The 15,382-nt window shown below is 54.3% G+C and carries 19 protein-coding genes; 18 read left to right on the top strand and 1 reads right to left on the bottom strand.

The genetic code is table 11. The features are described 5' to 3' along the window. Window positions 1-29 precede the first annotated feature (29 nt). Window positions 30-587 (top strand): elongation factor P, encoded by a 558-nt coding sequence (gene efp / locus C162_RS23690; protein WP_036698418.1) that lies wholly within the window; start codon window positions 30-32, stop codon window positions 585-587. A gap of 733 nt (window positions 588-1,320) precedes the next feature. Then, window positions 1,321-2,574 (top strand): aspartate kinase, encoded by a 1,254-nt coding sequence (locus tag C162_RS23685; protein ID WP_036698417.1) that lies wholly within the window; start codon window positions 1,321-1,323, stop codon window positions 2,572-2,574. 113 nt (window positions 2,575-2,687) lie between these two features. On the opposite strand, the gene C162_RS23680 is transcribed toward C162_RS23685, so the two are convergent. Next, the gene (locus C162_RS23680) at window positions 2,688-3,554 is read right to left on the bottom strand and encodes a YitT family protein (RefSeq protein ID WP_179090387.1); all 867 of its coding nucleotides are present in this window, start codon (window positions 3,552-3,554) and stop codon (window positions 2,688-2,690) included. Between the two features lie 242 nt (window positions 3,555-3,796). Between C162_RS23680 and C162_RS23675 the strand changes: the two genes are divergently transcribed. The 16 genes from C162_RS23675 (at window position 3,797) to folD (ending at window position 15,373) form a co-directional block, all read left to right on the top strand. Further along, the gene (locus tag C162_RS23675; protein WP_372238054.1) at window positions 3,797-4,060 is read left to right on the top strand and encodes a YqhV family protein; all 264 of its coding nucleotides are present in this window, start codon (window positions 3,797-3,799) and stop codon (window positions 4,058-4,060) included. An 82-nt stretch (window positions 4,061-4,142) separates the two neighbouring features. Continuing rightward, entirely contained in the window at window positions 4,143-5,150 is a 1,008-nt protein-coding gene (gene spoIIIAA / locus C162_RS23670) for a stage III sporulation protein AA (protein ID WP_036698415.1), read from the top strand. Next, on the top strand, window positions 5,143-5,661 hold the full coding sequence (gene spoIIIAB, locus C162_RS23665) for a stage III sporulation protein SpoIIIAB (protein ID WP_036698413.1): 519 nt from the start codon (window positions 5,143-5,145) through the stop codon (window positions 5,659-5,661). Before spoIIIAA ends, spoIIIAB begins: the two co-directional genes overlap by 8 nt. 13 nt (window positions 5,662-5,674) lie before the next feature. Then, window positions 5,675-5,878 (top strand): stage III sporulation protein AC, encoded by a 204-nt coding sequence (gene spoIIIAC / locus C162_RS23660; RefSeq protein ID WP_020426549.1) that lies wholly within the window; start codon window positions 5,675-5,677, stop codon window positions 5,876-5,878. Window positions 5,879-5,887: 9 nt separating this feature from the next. Next, the gene (gene spoIIIAD, locus C162_RS23655) at window positions 5,888-6,277 is read left to right on the top strand and encodes a stage III sporulation protein AD (RefSeq protein ID WP_036698407.1); all 390 of its coding nucleotides are present in this window, start codon (window positions 5,888-5,890) and stop codon (window positions 6,275-6,277) included. A gap of 47 nt (window positions 6,278-6,324) precedes the next feature. Further along, complete coding sequence (spoIIIAE, locus tag C162_RS23650; protein ID WP_036698405.1) at window positions 6,325-7,620, top strand: stage III sporulation protein AE; 1,296 nt, start codon at window positions 6,325-6,327, stop codon at window positions 7,618-7,620. A 24-nt stretch (window positions 7,621-7,644) separates the two neighbouring features. Then, complete coding sequence (gene spoIIIAF, locus C162_RS34605; protein ID WP_051493870.1) at window positions 7,645-8,445, top strand: stage III sporulation protein AF; 801 nt, start codon at window positions 7,645-7,647, stop codon at window positions 8,443-8,445. A 17-nt stretch (window positions 8,446-8,462) separates the two neighbouring features. Next, window positions 8,463-9,101: a stage III sporulation protein AG gene (spoIIIAG, locus tag C162_RS23640; RefSeq protein ID WP_036698402.1), complete on the top strand. Its 639-nt coding sequence runs from the start codon at window positions 8,463-8,465 to the stop codon at window positions 9,099-9,101. 109 nt (window positions 9,102-9,210) lie between these two features. Continuing rightward, window positions 9,211-10,158 (top strand): SpoIIIAH-like family protein, encoded by a 948-nt coding sequence (locus C162_RS23635; protein ID WP_036698399.1) that lies wholly within the window; start codon window positions 9,211-9,213, stop codon window positions 10,156-10,158. A 277-nt stretch (window positions 10,159-10,435) separates the two neighbouring features. Then, on the top strand, window positions 10,436-10,945 hold the full coding sequence (gene accB, locus C162_RS23630) for an acetyl-CoA carboxylase biotin carboxyl carrier protein (RefSeq protein ID WP_036698397.1): 510 nt from the start codon (window positions 10,436-10,438) through the stop codon (window positions 10,943-10,945). A gap of 56 nt (window positions 10,946-11,001) precedes the next feature. Further along, window positions 11,002-12,345, top strand: a complete 1,344-nt coding sequence (gene accC / locus C162_RS23625; RefSeq protein ID WP_036698394.1) for an acetyl-CoA carboxylase biotin carboxylase subunit — start codon at window positions 11,002-11,004, stop codon at window positions 12,343-12,345. 118 nt (window positions 12,346-12,463) lie between these two features. Beyond that, a complete protein-coding gene (locus C162_RS23620) occupies window positions 12,464-12,880 on the top strand; it encodes an Asp23/Gls24 family envelope stress response protein (protein WP_036698392.1) in 417 nt (138 codons plus the stop codon). A gap of 72 nt (window positions 12,881-12,952) precedes the next feature. After that, a complete protein-coding gene (gene amaP / locus C162_RS23615) occupies window positions 12,953-13,492 on the top strand; it encodes an alkaline shock response membrane anchor protein AmaP (protein ID WP_036698389.1) in 540 nt (179 codons plus the stop codon). 15 nt (window positions 13,493-13,507) lie between these two features. Then, window positions 13,508-13,741 carry a DUF2273 domain-containing protein gene (locus C162_RS23610; protein ID WP_036698387.1) on the top strand — a complete coding sequence of 78 codons (234 nt, stop codon included), beginning with the start codon at window positions 13,508-13,510 and terminating at the stop codon, window positions 13,739-13,741. A gap of 238 nt (window positions 13,742-13,979) precedes the next feature. Continuing rightward, window positions 13,980-14,429, top strand: coding sequence for a transcription antitermination factor NusB (nusB, locus tag C162_RS23605; protein ID WP_036698385.1), 450 nt, complete (start codon window positions 13,980-13,982; stop codon window positions 14,427-14,429). A gap of 86 nt (window positions 14,430-14,515) precedes the next feature. Next, window positions 14,516-15,373 (top strand): bifunctional methylenetetrahydrofolate dehydrogenase/methenyltetrahydrofolate cyclohydrolase FolD, encoded by an 858-nt coding sequence (folD, locus tag C162_RS23600; protein ID WP_036698383.1) that lies wholly within the window; start codon window positions 14,516-14,518, stop codon window positions 15,371-15,373. The last annotated feature ends 9 nt before the right edge of the window (window positions 15,374-15,382 follow it).

Below are 15,382 nucleotides of genomic sequence, written 5' to 3'. Positions count from 1 at the left end.
TCATTTATGGATTCCAGGAGGGATTTTTTGTGATTTCAGTTAACGATTTTAAGACAGGCTTGACCGTAGAAGTAGAAGGGGACATCTTCACCGTCCTAGATTTCCAGCACGTGAAGCCGGGTAAAGGCGCAGCCTTCGTCCGCTCCAAGCTAAAGAACCTGCGTAACGGCAATACGGTTGAACGCACGTTCCGTGCCGGTGAAACCATTGGCCGTGCCATCATCGAGAACCGTGGCGTACAATACCTATATGCAAGCGGCTCTGAGCATGTGTTCATGGACAACGAGACTTACGACCAGTTCGAATTGACAGCCAAGCAGCTCGAATGGGAGCTTAACTTCCTTAGAGAGAACATGACAGTGAATATCGTCAGCTACCAGGGTGAAATCCTCGGGATCAACCTGCCGACCAGCGTAGAGCTGAAGGTTACCGAGACCGAACCAGGCGTGAAGGGTAACACGGCTCAAGGTGCAACCAAAGCCGCTATTCTAGAGACCGGTCATACGGTTCAGGTACCGCTGTTCATTAATGAAGGAGATGTTCTCCTGGTCGATACCCGCGAAGGTAAATATATCTCCCGCGCGTAGGAGCCTTTTTGGATTCCAGTTGTAACTTGAGGGCCTCCCCGCTTGATGCGGTGGAGGTCTTTTTGCTGTGGCAGGCTGGGCAAGAGGGAAGAAGTGATGGAAAAGGGGCTGAAAAGGATGAAAGGGATAAATCCCTCAGATTTAGCGGGAAGTTAGCTGAATGGGGGGATTAGGGGTATTAATCCCTTTAATTAAACTAAAAGTGGACAGGCCGGGGAAATCAAAGGGATAAATCCCTCAGATCCGCAGAAAGCGGGAGGCACATTAGGACTCAAAGGGATAAATCCCTCTAACGGACGTCTCCGGTGGGGCTGAATGTGGAGTGAATGAGCGAATGAGGAGCACTAGTGCTCCTGAATGGAGCCGAAGCGGGCTGGATGAGAGTAATGAGGAGCACTAGTGCTCCAGAATTGGGCTAGAGCGGGCTGGATGAGCGAATGAGGAGCACTAGTGCTCCTGAATTGAGCCAAAGCGGGCTGGATGAGCGAATGAGGTGCACTAGTGCTCCTGAATTGGGCTAAAGCGGGCTGGATGAGCGAATGAGGAGCAGTAGTGCACCTGAATGAAGCCTGAGCAGGCCGCGGCGGGTTCGGGGTTAAGGCCGGGTTCATCAAAAATGGGCATTTTATTTTGTGAAACCATTAACGCATGTTATGATTTTCGTATTATACTGTGTTAAAGCGTTAACCAAAATTTAAGCTACTTTAGAGCGAAATAGGGAGTGAATGGAACTTTGTCACTTTATGTCATGAAATTCGGGGGCAGCTCCGTCGGCGACGTTGAACGCATGAAGCGTGTTGCAGGGCGGATCGCAGCCAAGCAGGATGAAGGGCATCGCTGCGTTGTGGTGGTCTCCGCTATGGGAGATACCACAGATGATCTGATCGATCAGGCGAATCAGCTGAACGGTCAGCCCCCCGCACGCGAGATGGATATGCTGATGACTACCGGAGAGCAGATCTCCGTTGCACTTCTGTCGATTGCGCTTCACGGAATCGGCCGGAATGCCGTATCCTATACAGGCTGGCAGGCCGGGTTCCGTACCGATGAGACCCACGGCCGGGCACGGATCAGTGAGATTGTTCCACGCCGGGTGCTGGAGTCGCTGGAGCGTGAGCAGATTGTGATTGTAGCCGGATTCCAGGGCATGACGCTGGATGGCGAGATCACTACACTGGGCCGCGGAGGCTCGGATACGACAGCGGTTGCGCTGGCTGCAGCGATCAAAGCGGATGTCTGCGAGATCTACACCGACGTAGACGGCATCTACTCGACTGACCCGCGTATTGTGAAGACGGCGCGCAAGTTGAAGGAAATCTCCTATGACGAGATGCTGGAATTGGCGAATCTCGGGGCAGCCGTGCTGCATCCGCGTGCTGTGGAATATGCCAAACGATATCAAGTGAAGCTGGTCGTAAGATCAAGCTTTAACCATAATGAAGGTACTGTAGTGAAGGAGGAAGCAAGCATGGAGCAGGGTGTAGCAGTAAGCGGAATTGCCTATGACAAGAATGTGGCCCGGATCAGTATTCTGGGAGTTCCTGATGTGCCGGGGGTACTCGCCCAGGTATTCGGCAAGCTGGCCGATGAGGGCGTGGATGTTGACATTATCGTGCAGAGCGGAGTACAGAACGAGACGGCAGATTTCTCCTTCACTGTAGCGCTTGGCGATCTTGAGAAGGCCAAAGAAGTCATCAAGGGGCTGCACAGCGTATTGCCTTACCGTGAAGTGACTTCCGAGGACAGTCTGGTCAAGGTATCGATTGTCGGCGCCGGGATGGTTAGCCACCCGGGGGTTGCCGCCAAGATGTTCGAGGTCATCTCGAATGAAGGCGTGAGCATCAAGATGGTCAGCACCTCCGAGATCAAGGTATCGTGTGTGATTGAATCCGGCAACCTGCAGCAGATTATTCAGGCGCTGCATACCGCTTATAACTTAGATACAGAAGAGCAAGCCTTCGTTGGAGGTCCACAGGACCGCCGCTAAGCCTGCCGGAAGGTATCGTAATTACAGAAGAGTGCTATTCCCCGCAGATGCGGAGAACAGCACTCTTTTTGTGTGTCATACATTAGTTAAGAATGGCCCGCACCATGCACTCGCTAGCTCAGCCGCCGGAACCTGCCCATAATCTCCACGGTCTCCAGTACGTTAACGAAGGATTTCGGATCGGTCTCCAGAATCGTTTTGCGCAGATCTGCCAGCTCATAGCGGGTGGTTACGGTCATCAGCATCGTGTTGCCCTCGTGACTGTACCCGCCCTCCGCGTTCACAACGGTGATGCCGTGGGGCAGGCTGGTCAGCCGGTTCAGCATTTTCTCGCGCTCCTTGGTGACGATGAAGCAGGTCAGCTTGACATGGCGGATGTGAATCATATCCACCACCCGGCTTTTGACGAAGATACAGAGCATCGCGTAGAGTGCGGAATCCCAGCTTTTGAAGAAGCCGAGACATAAGATAACCAGGCCGTCCATGACGAACAACACGGTGCCCATGGGAATATCCCGCTTACGGGTAATGATAGAACCGAGAATGTCGAAGCCCCCGGAAGAACCGCCCGCCCGCAGCGAGAAGCCCACCCCTCCCGCAATAATTACCCCGCCGAAGATACTGGCCAGAATCGGGTCCTTGGTGAGCTTCACCACAGGGATGACGTTCAGAAACCAGGTAGTGCACAGGACAGACAGCATGCTATAGCAGATGTACTTTTTACCCACGGCGACGAAGCCCCAGATCAGGATCGGGAGATTGATGGCGAAATAGTACAGCGAGATAAATTTTGGATGAGTCAAATACCCGATGATGGAAGCTGTCCCGGCTACACCGCCGCTGAGCAATTGGTGCGGAATCAGGAACAGGCGGAGCCCTGCTGCTACCAGAAAGGCTGAAAATACAATAATAGCTACCTCTTTTACCTGTCTGGCTATCGTTCCTGATACAAGCGGTATTACGAAATTACGAACTTGCATGACTGTGGTCCCCTTCTTTGCTCAGTTATCTTTTGATACGGCAAAATTAATTTTATCATACCGATGATATTTTTTTATAGAGGGCGGGACTATGATTTCTTTCACACCTCCTGAATATTCCGCTAGTATCCCCATTTCTCCTTGTCTAAAGTCGCGCCCTTCCGCATATCCATGGATAACAGCTTGTTTGATGTGCAGGGATTGTGTACGATCCATAGATTTGAACGAAGGAGTTGAGATATTTGGACAAGTATGTAAGCTGGATGTCTGGCCTGCGGCTGCTGTCCGGCAGTGTGGAGATTGCGGCGGCCTTGATTATGCTGAAGCTGAATCAGGTGGATAAGGCGCTGGCTGTTAATTCGGGACTGGCACTTGTCGGCCCTACGATCCTCATTCTGACTACGGCTGTCGGCCTTACAGGGATGGCAGAGCAGCTGTCCTGGGGCAAGCTTGGCTGGATTGGCTGCGGGGTGGCTATTCTCTTATTCGGGATTCTCAAGAAATGATAGATGATAGGCATAAAGCTTAAGTACAAGCATAAATATGAAACAAAGCTATTTAGTAGAGGACAGCTTGGGGGTACCTGGTATGGCAAATGACTGGCTTCTGTTGTTTCCCGAAAAAGTAAGAGCGCTGCTCGGCGGCCTCCCCGCTGCGCTCCTGGACAAGGTGGAGGAGATTCGCGTCCGTGAGGGACGGCCGCTGGAGATCAACTATTCCGGCAAGTATCATTTCATCGGCGCCGGCGGCACCCTGACTCAGCTACCCGGCGAGGCGTACCGGCCGGACCGGGAGGATACGCACCGGCTGCTGGACCTCATCAGCAATCATTCCCTCTATACGATGGAAGAGGAGCTGCGCAAGGGCTTCATCACCATTCCGGGCGGACACCGGATCGGCCTCTGCGGCCGGACGGTTCTGAGCGGGGGCGGTGTGGAACATCTGCGTGATATTACCGGCTTCAACGTGCGGATTGCCCGTGAGGTGCACGGCATCGCCGATGGCGTGCTGCCTTATCTGCTGGACCGGGGGCGGCAGCGGGTCATGCATACGCTGATCCTGTCCCCGCCGCAGCATGGCAAGACCACACTGCTGCGCGATCTGGCCAGGCAACTGTCGGCAGGTACAAGCGGGGGCCGGGAAGGCAGCCGGCCGGGGCTGAAGGTCGGCATCGTCGACGAACGCTCCGAGATTGCGGGCAGCCGCCGGGGAATTCCGGCTTTCGATGTCGGGCCCCGCACGGATATTCTGGACGGCTGCCCCAAGGCGGAAGGCATGATGATGATGATCCGCTCCCTGTCGCCCGATGTGCTGATCGCCGATGAAATCGGCCGCATGGAGGACGCGGATGCGGTGACCGAGGCGCTGCACGCCGGGATCTCGGTGGTCGCTTCCGCGCACGGCAAGGAAGTGTCCGAGCTGGCCCGGCGGCCGGGCCTCGGCGGGCTGCTGGAGCACCGGATGTTCGAGCGGTATGTGATTCTGCACCGCGGAACCTCCGGCTTGTCCTTCCGCATTCTGGATGCCCAGAAGCGCGGGCTGCTGCTGGTCTCGCCGGAGGAGCAGCCGGTGTCAGGGGGTGACCGCCATGCTTAAACTGCTTGGCGCGGTACTTATCGTGCTGGCCGGAACACTGGCCGGCTTCAAGCGGGCGGCCCAGTATGCCGACCGGCCAAGGCATATCCGGGCCTTGATTGCAGCGCTCCAGCGGCTGGAGACCGAGATCCAGTACGGCTACACGCCGCTGCCGGAGGCACTGCGCCGGATCGGGCTGCAGACGAAGGAGCCGCTGCGTGCCTTCTTTCTTACGGCGGCGGACGAGATGAATCCGCCGCATAACTACAGTGCGGAAGAGGCCATCCGGCGGGCGGTGGAAGCCCACTGGAGCAGCGCATCGCTGCGGGGCACGGAGAAGGAGATCATCCGGCAGCTCAGCTGCACGCTCGGAACCAGTGACCGGCCGAATCAGAGCACGCATATTGCACTAGCTTTACAGCAATTGAAGCAGGAGGAGACAGCGGCCAGAGAAGATCAGGGCAAGTATGAGAAGGTGAGTAAAAGCCTGGGTCTGCTGCTTGGAGCATTGATCGTCATTTTGATCTTTTAGCGAGGTGCCAGGAATGAATATTGAAGTCAACGCGATCTTTCAGATTGCCGGCATCGGCATCATTATCGCCATGATCCACACGGTGCTTAAGCAGATGGGCAAAGAGGATATCGCCCATTGGGTAACGATTGTCGGCTTTATCATCGTCCTGTTCATGGTCATCCGCATGCTGGATGGGCTGCTGCAGGAAATCAAAACAATTTTTCTTTTTCAGTAGGCTGAAGTTATGGAAATCATTCAGATTGTGGGAATTGGCATCTTGGCGACGGTCCTTATCCTCGTCCTGAAGGAGCAAAAGCCGGTATTCGCCTTCCTGCTGACTACTGCGGCCGGCATTCTGATCTTCCTGTTCCTGATCGGCAAGATCGGAACGATTCTCGGTACGCTGGAGCGGGTCGCGGAATCCTCCGGGATGGAAATGATCCATATCAAAACCGTGTTCAAAATCATCGGCATCTCCTATATCGCGGAATTCGGGGCGCAGATCGTGAGGGATGCCGGGCAGGAATCGATTGCTTCCAAGATTGAGCTGGCCGGTAAGGTGCTGATCATGGTACTGGCTGTTCCGATTATCAGCATTATTATTGAAACGGTCATGAAGCTGCTGCCAGCCTGATACAGCGGACATGCCGGACAAGTTGGAGTAAAGCGGAGGTGAGGGGAATGCAGGAGTATAGTATTTTTCGGCCGCCAAAAGGGGTAAAAGCGCTCCTGCTTCTGCCAGCCCTGCTGCTGGTGCTCCAGCTGCTTCTGCTGTGTGGAAGCACGGCAAGTGCCGCAAGTTCTGCAAGTGTTGCAGATGCTGTAAGTACGGCTCCGGCTCCTTCGTCCCCGGCTACAGGCGGCAGCGGAGGCCCGGCGTCTCCTGTTGACCAGTGGGTGAAAGGGCAGGTGGAGCATCTGCCAAAGGACAAAGTGGAGTCTTACTGGGACCAGCTAATGAAGGATTACGGTGGATTTTTCCCGGAGGGCCGGACACCTTCCTTGATGGATATGCTGCTGCCGGGGGATAAGGGCTTAAGCTTCAAAAGCGTATTGTCCGGCCTGATGAACTTCATGTGGCACGAGGTGCTCTACAACGGCAAGCTGCTGGTCACGATAGTGATGATCAGTGTGCTGAGCATGATTCTGGAGACGCTGCAGACCGCTTTTGAACGGAAATCCGTCAGTAAGATCGCTTATATGCTCTGTTACATGGTGGTGCTTGTCATCGCCGTCAACAGCTTCAATGTCGCTATCGGCTATGCCAAGGATGCCATCGACCGGATGATCGACTTCATGATGGCCATGATTCCCCTGCTATTCGCGTTGCTGGCTTCGATGGGCAATATCGTCACGGTGTCGGTGACCCATCCGCTGATCGTGTTCATGATCCATACCGTAGGCACGTTAATTCATACGCTGGTCTTCCCGCTGCTGTTCTTCTCGGCAGTGCTGCATCTGGTGAGCGCCATGTCAGAGAAGTATAAGCTGACCCATCTGGCGAATCTGCTGCGCAATATCGGGGCCGGGCTGCTCGGAGTGCTGCTGACGGTGTTTCTCGGCGTGATCTCCGTCCGGGGGATTACCAGCTCGGTTACAGACGGGGTGACCATACGCGCGGCCAAATATATAACAGGGAATTTCGTACCGGTGATCGGTAAAATGTTCGCGGATGCTACGGACACAGTCATCTCGGCCTCACTGCTGGTGAAGAACGCCATTGGGCTGTCGGGAGTGATCATTATCCTCTTCCTGTGCGCGTTCCCGGCAATCAAAATTCTGATCCTCGCCCTGATTTACAATCTTGCTGCCGCTGTCATGCAGCCGCTGGGCGAGACACCGATCGTGACCTGCCTGCAGACAATTGGCAAAAGCATGGTTTACGTCTTCGCAGCGCTGGCCGCCGTCTCGCTGATGTTCTTCCTGGCGGTAACCATTATGCTGACTGCGGGCAATGTGACCGTAATGATGCGATAGAACGAAATGACAAGGAGGTGCGCCATGTCCTGGCTCAGCAGTTGGCTCCATGAGCTGATTCTCGTCGTGCTGATGGCTGCATTCGTGGAGATGCTGCTGCCCAGTAAATCCATGGAACGCTACGCCAGGCTGGTGCTCAGCCTGCTGGTTCTGCTAACGATGCTCAGCCCGATAATCTCTCTGCTGAAGGGGGATGCGAGCAAGGAGTTGACCGTGGCGATGCAGCAGCAGGAACGAAGCGGAGGGCTACTAAGCGGAACGGGCGGCGCACCGGATTCGCTGGACAAGATTCTGGCAGACGGGCGGATGCTTGCTGCCGGAGCACGTGACCAGAGCCTGAAGCTGGCTGCCGAGGAAATCGCCGGCCAGATGCGCGACCAGATTGCCGGGAGCACCGGGCTCGGCGGGGTGAAGGTGACGGTGGCCCTGGCCATGGGCCCGAACCCAAATGCGCCGCTGGGCGAGGAGGTGCCGCTGATCTCCTCGGTCACGGTAGCTCTCCCGCCGGAGCAGAGCGCCTCTGGAGGCGCTGTCCCGGGCGCTGGTACTTCAGCCCACCCGTCAGCCGGGCCGATCCAGATTAACCCTGTGGAACCGGTTCAGGTCAGCCTGGAGGGCAGCGGCGGGGATGGTGAAGCGCAGGAAGCTGCTTCCTCAGGGGGTTCGGCTCCGGCGTCATCCTCTTCCGTGAGTGGAACGGAGGGGACGCAGGAGACCCTGGCGGAGGAAGCCGGAACAATTATCAAGCTGCTGGAGCAGAACTGGAACCTGGACCCCGCTCTGATCAAGGTGCAGAGCAGCGGGGCCGGTACCGTGAAATCATAAGAGGAGGCGGGCAATCAATGGGCAATTGGCTGAAAAAGCTGGAGCAGTGGGCCGGAGGCGGCAGCGGCAGCCCGAAGCGCAGCCACACCTTCCGCTGGCTTATCATTATCGGCCTGCTGGGTGTTGCGATCATGCTGTTCAACTCCTTCGTGAATGTGAAGAAGCTGGACAACGAGAACACGGGGCGTGAACCGCCGGACAGCGGGACCTCGCAGACCGTCCTGCAGCAGGAGGCCGGGAGCGCGAATTCTTTTGACAGCATCGAACTGGCGATGGAGAACCGCACGAAGGGGATTCTGGAGAAAATCGTGGGGGTCGGTACTGTAGATATCATGGTCACCGTAGATTCCACAGAGGAGATTATCGTGCAGCGCAATATGAATGACTCGCAGCAGCAAAGTGAAGAAATAGATGCCAGCGGCGGTAAACGCCATACCACCCAGTACACCAGGGACGGCCAGATCGTCACTTACAGCCAGTCAGGGAACGAGGCCCCGATCATCACCAAGCGGGTGAAGCCTCAGGTACGGGGAGTGCTGGTGGTCGCCAAAGGGGCAGAGAACAAGGTAGTGCGCAGTCTGATTGAGCAGGCGGTTGAAAAAGGGCTTAACGTTCCGGTCTACCGGATTTCTGTTGTCCCGCGCAAGCAGGAATAGGCATGTCTCAGGCAACCCCGGCATATGCTTTAACAGAAGAGGCTTGTACGATACACACGCGACACACACGACAAGAGGGCTGGCAACAAAATTATAGGAGGTATAAACAATGAAGGGCAAAAGACAAACGATTTGGCTGGTTTCTATGCTCAGTTTGATGGTAGTGCTCTCTGCATATTATCTGTTCACGGAAGATACGGGGGCTCCCATCCCCAAAGAAACCGCAGGCAGCATCCAGGTGGACACTATAAAAGACGGGACGGGCGGCGGAACCGCCACTACGCTTGACAGCGGACTTGTCATCAAAGAGGTCAGCACAGACAAAGGTATTGCAGTAGGAACCGTGGATGACAGCAGCAAGACCGTCAAGGATGAAGCAGCATCAACAGTGGCAACTGAAGACAGTACGACTCCGGCCGTGATAGATGACAGCAGTGTGGTTGCTGACAGCAGCAATACCGCTAAGGATACAACTGCTACAACGGATAAGGCAGCCACTACTACGGCTGATAAAGGCAAGGATACGGCTGGCAGCAAGGATACCAAGGAAAATAAGGACACTCAGGACACTAAGGATACCAAGGACAGCAAAGACAGCAAAGACAGCAAAGACAGCAAGGATACGTCAGCCGCTGTAGACAAGACTCCGGCGAAGGATGATAAGGAAATCCTGGATGAAGTGGCTTCGCAGAGCGTATCGGCCAGCAGCCTGTTCACGAACTACCTGTACGAACGCGAGCAGAAGAACCTGAAGGATCATAATGATCTGCTGGCGCTGATTAACAATATGGATAAGACACCGGCCGAGAGTGCTACAGCCCAGGAGCAGCTCAGCAAGCTGGAAGAGAAGGAATCCAAAATCACCGGGATTGAAGTAAAGCTTCAACAAAAATACGGTGAGGCCATTGTGAAAGAAGAAGCGGGTGACGCCTATACAATCGTGGTGCTCAGCGATAAGCTGGATGTGAAGCAGGCGGTAGGCATCGTGGATTTTGTAATGAAGGAACTGAGCGTTACCCAGGACAAGATTAAGGTCCAATACGTCTCGGAGCAGTAAGCCTGCTGAATATAATCAGGGAAAATAGAATAAAATGCCGAAAGAGCCCGGGCGCGTCCCAGGCTCTTTCCATTTCTAGCGTTTGTGATATAATACATAAAGTTATCGATGCATAGAAAAAGAAGATTACGCAGGCAGCGGTTACACAAGGTAGCGATTCAAGAGAATTACAGAGCAGACCCGCCTTACAGGTATGCTTGTCAGAACGGATATCGTATCCTGCTCAGCCTGCGTCCCAAAATGGCTTCGAGAGAAAGCTGAAGGAGTGAACTACCCAATGTTCAAGTTAAGCGAGATTAAGGAATTGATTCAATTGCTGGACCAGACTTCCTCCGTGCACGAGCTGGAGATTGAAAGCGAAGGTATGAAGCTGGCTATCCGTAAACCGGATCGCTCTGAAGCTGAAGGAACAGTAATTCAGGCGGCTCCTTATACCTACCCCTTTACGCCAGCCCCGCAGCCGCAAAGTCCGCAGATTATTGCCCCTCAGGCTGTTAGTGAAGTTCCTGCTGCGGCGCAGCAGCCCGCAACCTCCGCTGAAGGCGCATTACATAAAATCGTCTCGCCGATGGTCGGGACCTTCTACAGTGCCGCTTCACCGGAGACGCCTTCCTTTGTTAATGTCGGAGACCGGGTGAATGAGAAATCTACGGTCTGCATCATTGAAGCAATGAAGCTGATGAATGAGCTGGAAGCCGAAGTGAAGGGCGAGATTGTCTCTGTCCTGGTTGAGAACGGCCAACTGGTGGAGTACGGTCAGCCGCTGTTTCTGGTGAGAGCGGAATAATTGCCGCGAGAATGAAGAGGAGCTTGCAAGCTTCGCTAAACTTTGGGAGGAAACGCATGAACATTCAAAAAGTGTTGATTGCCAACCGCGGCGAGATTGCGGTCCGCATTATCCGGGCCTGCCGCGAGCTGGGTATTGCCACCGTGGCTGTCTATTCGGAGCCGGACCGCGATTCCCTGCATGTACGTCTTGCGGATGAGGCGTACTGTATCGGACCGATGCCCGCCAAGGACAGCTATCTGAACTTTACTAATATTATGAGCGTTGCCACGCTGACGGAATGCGATGCTATTCACCCCGGCTATGGCTTCCTGGCCGAGAACGCGGATTTCGCCGAGATCTGTGAATCCTGTAACATTACCTTCATCGGCCCGTCTCCGGATGCGATTACCCGGATGGGCGACAAGGCTGTAGCCAAAGAAACGATGAAGCTGGCCGGAGTTCCGATTATACCGGGCTCTGACGGGATTGTCGGTGACTTAGAGGAAGCCGTGATGCTCGGCCGTGATATCGGGTACCCGCTTATCGTCAAAGCTACGGCAGGCGGCGGAGGCAAGGGCATCCGCATCGCCGAGGATGAAGAGTCACTGGTGAAGCAGATTACCGCTGCCCAGCAGGAAGCGCAAAAGAATTTCGGCAACGCCGGAGTCTATTTGGAGAAATTCCTGACCGGCATGAAGCATGTGGAGATTCAGATCATCGCCGATAATCACGGCAACGTCGTCCACTTGGGCGAGCGTGACTGCTCTGTGCAGCGCCGCCGCCAGAAGCTGATCGAAGAAGCGCCTTGCGCCGTACTTACCCCGGAGGTCCGCGATGCGATGGGCCAAGCGGCGGTACGGGCTGCACTGGCGGTTAATTACTCGGGGGCAGGTACCCTGGAATTCCTGCTGGGTCCTGACGGACATTTCTATTTCATGGAGATGAATACACGGATTCAGGTGGAGCATCCGGTAACGGAGATGGTCACCGGCGTCGATCTCATTAAGGAAATGATCTCAGTAGCGGAAGGTAATCCCCTCTCCTTCACCCAGGAGGATATTGTGATCAACGGCTGGTCGATTGAATGCCGCATCAATGCCGAGGACCCTGAGCGTAATTTCATGCCGTCTCCGGGCAAAATCGGCTTCTATCTGCCACCGGGCGGATTTGGGGTGCGGGTCGACAGCGCGGCGTATCCGGGCTATACCATTTCACCTTTTTATGACTCCATGATTGCCAAGCTGATCGTCTGGGCACCGACCCGGGAAGAGGCTGTCGCCAAGATGAAGCGTGCACTGGCTGAATTTGCGGTGGAGGGCATACATACCACCATTTCATTCCACCAGAGACTGCTGGAGCATCCGGTGTTTTTGGACGGGAACTTCGATATCAAGTTCCTCGAGGAGTATGAAGTTTAGGACGGCTTCTCATGGTTTGTCATAAAGTTCGTCAAATGATATAGTATGTTTAATAATAGGCGTACTGCCCGCTTGAAGTGCCCCTACAACTTTTTTGCTGGAAAGGTGTGAAGTCCAAATGAGTACATTGCCGACAGAATTTGAACGTACGGAAATCGGTGAAATCCAGATCGCTCCAGAGGTGATCGAGGTTATCGCCGGTTTGGCAACCGTTGAGGTGAAAGGTGTGGCCGGAATGAGCGGCGGTTTCGCCGGCGGAATCGTGGAGCTTCTCGGACGCAAGAACCTGTCCAAAGGGGTTAAGGTTGAGGTTGGACAGCGCGAGGCTGCGGTGGATGTGTCCGTAATTATTGAATACGGCTACCGTCTTCCGGAAGTGGCTGCTGAAATTCAGCGCAATGTTAAGCGCTCCATCGAAACCATGACCGGTCTGACCGTTGTGGAAGTGAATGTGCATATTCATGATGTGCAGTTCAAAAGCAATACAAGCATTGACAAGAGCGAGGACACGGATGCGGTTATCCGCGTGAAGTAAGGGTTCAGTTCTTCCATAAACCCCCGACAGTGCGTCGAGGGTTTACCTTAATTTAAGGAGGTTGTGAGACTCGTGGCCAAAATTCTGGACAGGCTTCTGCTGTTCCTCTACAGCTTAAGCATTGGAATACTATCTGTAACTGCCATCCTCCTCTTAAGCGGTGTCATCCCGGACAAGTATGAAATTTCGGACGGACCGGCGGTCTATATCGCTGCGATCTCGGTGGCGGTCATTCTGTTCCTGCTGAGCATCCGCTTCTTCTACATCTCCCTGCGCCGCGACCGCGCATCCCTGCCGTCTGTGGATCAGCGTACAGAATACGGGGATATTCAGATCTCGATGGAGACCATTGAGAATCTGAGTCTGAAGGCTGCGGGCAAAGTGAAGGGCATTCGCGACCTGAAATCACGCATCCGTGTCTCACAGGCGGGTCTTGAGATTATGATCCGGGCGGTCGTCGACGGCGAGCATTCGCTGCCGCTGCTTACTACGGATGTACAGCGCCAGGTACATGATTTCGTGCAGGAGACAACCGGAATTCCGGTTGCAGATGTGTCTGTATACATTGCTAACCTCACACAGGCACCAAGCTTCAAAAGTCGAGTGGAATAGAGGTGAGTTTCCCTTATGTCCTGGAGAGAAGTATGGGAAAGTCACGGGGGTAGAATTACCGGAGTTGCCTTCGGTGTCTTTCTCGGATTGATTTATCTGATTAGCGGTTTTTGGGATATGCTGTTCTTTGCACTGGTAGTGTTCATCGGATATACGTTCGGCAAACGAAAGGATACCGCGCAGGGTCCCCTGTTTCAATGGCAGGAGATCGCAGAGCGGCTGTCCGGACGCTGGCGTCCCTTCAAGTGAACCGCGATAGTCTTTCTCCCGGAAGCCTGGAACCCGTTACTTTGAGTTGCTGACCTGCGGAAGAAAGGCTGCGCGGTTTTTTTGCGGCTTAGGAAGCTGAATTCGTTTGAAATCCGCATTTAGGGAAATGTAAGTACTAGTATGGTCCGATTTCCGATGATTGTAGTTGAATTGCGTAACATCAAAAACAACAAAATAAACGAAAACAAGAATGAAAGTTAGTTCGTAGGAGGAACACATGAAGAGACGTTTAGCGAGAGAAATTATTGTACAAAGCCTGTATCAGATGGAAATGAACGATGTTGAAGTAACCGAGGCGGTTGACATGCTGATTGAAGAAGCGGCTGATGAGAACGAAACCGAGCGCGTCATTACGGATGAGATCGAACTGAAGGCTTATGTAGTTACGCATGTCAACGGCGTGTGGGAGCACAAAATGGCGATTGACGATATGCTGGAGCATTATCTTAAGGGCTGGCAGATGAGCCGCCTGTCACGTGTAGACCGTCAGATTCTGCGTCTGGCTACCTTCGAGATGATCTTCGCCAGCGATGTGCCAGCCAAGGTGTCTGTCAATGAGGCGATTGATCTGGCCAAGCATTTCGGCACAGAAGATTCCGGTAAATTCGTGAACGGTGTCCTCGGTAAAATGATTCAGGATGTGGACACGCTTAGAGCTGAGCTGTAGTTCAGCTTCAGATTCGATTCAGATTGAGCAGCAAGCGGCAGTAACAGGCTTATAAGCCTTCAATAGACAATAGGGGAGAGACTTACATGACAGCAGCGATTATCAGCGGTAAACAGGTATCGGACGACATTCGGATCGGAATTGCCCGGGAGGTTGCAGACTTAGCAGAGCGCGGCGTGAAGCCGGGTCTGGCTGTCGTTCTGGTCGGTGAAGATCCGGCTTCCCAGGTCTATGTGCGCAACAAGGAGAAGTCCTGTATTGAACTGGGCTTCCATTCCGAAGTGCACCGGCTCGATGCTGCTACCACCCAGCAGGAGCTGCTGGCACTGGTGGCAGACCTGAACGGCCGCAGCGATATTGACGGCATCCTCGTTCAGCTGCCGCTTCCGAAGCATATTGAAGAGAAGGCTGTGATTGACGCCATCTCGGTGGAGAAGGATGTAGACGGCTTCCACCCGGTCAATGTGGGGAACCTCGTCATCGGGGATGACAGTCTGCTTCCCTGTACGCCTGCCGGGGTCATTGAACTGATCAAGCGGACAGGTACGGACATCTCCGGTAAGCATGCTGTTGTAATCGGCCGTAGTAATATTGTCGGCAAGCCTGTATCCCTGCTGTTACAGCGTGAGAATGCCACAGTAACCATGTGCCACTCGCGCACAGCGAATATGGCTGAGCTTAGCCGTCAGGCAGATATCCTGGTGGTAGCGATTGGCCGGGCTAACTTCATCGATGCCTCGTTCGTGAAGCCGGGGGCGATTGTGATTGATGTCGGCATGAACCGTCTGGATACAGGCAAGCTCGCCGGGGATGTGGATTATGAGAGTGCCCGGGAAGTGGCCGGGTTCATTACGCCGGTGCCGGGCGGAGTGGGACCGATGACGATCACTATGCTGATGAGCAACACGCTGATCGCGGCCAAACGCCGCCGCGGCCTGAAGTAGGCCGGACTT

It is taken from the genome of Paenibacillus sp. FSL R7-269, from assembly GCF_000517865.1.
Taxonomy (GTDB): domain Bacteria; phylum Bacillota; class Bacilli; order Paenibacillales; family Paenibacillaceae; genus Paenibacillus_AQ.
The sequence above is the reverse complement of the archived record's forward strand: the minus strand, read 5'-3'. Positions and strand labels throughout refer to the sequence as shown.

What these genes read in the sequence shown, in the direction of transcription:
- C162_RS23680 (WP_179090387.1), bottom strand. Translation starts at nt 3,554, where the DNA reads ATGCAAGTTCGTAATTTCGTAATACCGCTTGTATCAGGAACGATAGCC.
- spoIIIAA (WP_036698415.1), top strand. Translation starts at nt 4,143, where the DNA reads ATGGCAAATGACTGGCTTCTGTTGTTTCCCGAAAAAGTAAGAGCGCTG.
- spoIIIAB (WP_036698413.1), top strand. Translation starts at nt 5,143, where the DNA reads ATGCTTAAACTGCTTGGCGCGGTACTTATCGTGCTGGCCGGAACACTG.
- spoIIIAC (WP_020426549.1), top strand. Translation starts at nt 5,675, where the DNA reads ATGAATATTGAAGTCAACGCGATCTTTCAGATTGCCGGCATCGGCATC.
- spoIIIAD (WP_036698407.1), top strand. Translation starts at nt 5,888, where the DNA reads ATGGAAATCATTCAGATTGTGGGAATTGGCATCTTGGCGACGGTCCTT.
- spoIIIAE (WP_036698405.1), top strand. Translation starts at nt 6,325, where the DNA reads ATGCAGGAGTATAGTATTTTTCGGCCGCCAAAAGGGGTAAAAGCGCTC.
- spoIIIAF (WP_051493870.1), top strand. Translation starts at nt 7,645, where the DNA reads ATGTCCTGGCTCAGCAGTTGGCTCCATGAGCTGATTCTCGTCGTGCTG.
- spoIIIAG (WP_036698402.1), top strand. Translation starts at nt 8,463, where the DNA reads ATGGGCAATTGGCTGAAAAAGCTGGAGCAGTGGGCCGGAGGCGGCAGC.
- C162_RS23635 (WP_036698399.1), top strand. Translation starts at nt 9,211, where the DNA reads ATGAAGGGCAAAAGACAAACGATTTGGCTGGTTTCTATGCTCAGTTTG.
- accB (WP_036698397.1), top strand. Translation starts at nt 10,436, where the DNA reads ATGTTCAAGTTAAGCGAGATTAAGGAATTGATTCAATTGCTGGACCAG.
- accC (WP_036698394.1), top strand. Translation starts at nt 11,002, where the DNA reads ATGAACATTCAAAAAGTGTTGATTGCCAACCGCGGCGAGATTGCGGTC.
- C162_RS23620 (WP_036698392.1), top strand. Translation starts at nt 12,464, where the DNA reads ATGAGTACATTGCCGACAGAATTTGAACGTACGGAAATCGGTGAAATC.
- C162_RS23610 (WP_036698387.1), top strand. Translation starts at nt 13,508, where the DNA reads ATGTCCTGGAGAGAAGTATGGGAAAGTCACGGGGGTAGAATTACCGGA.
- nusB (WP_036698385.1), top strand. Translation starts at nt 13,980, where the DNA reads ATGAAGAGACGTTTAGCGAGAGAAATTATTGTACAAAGCCTGTATCAG.
- folD (WP_036698383.1), top strand. Translation starts at nt 14,516, where the DNA reads ATGACAGCAGCGATTATCAGCGGTAAACAGGTATCGGACGACATTCGG.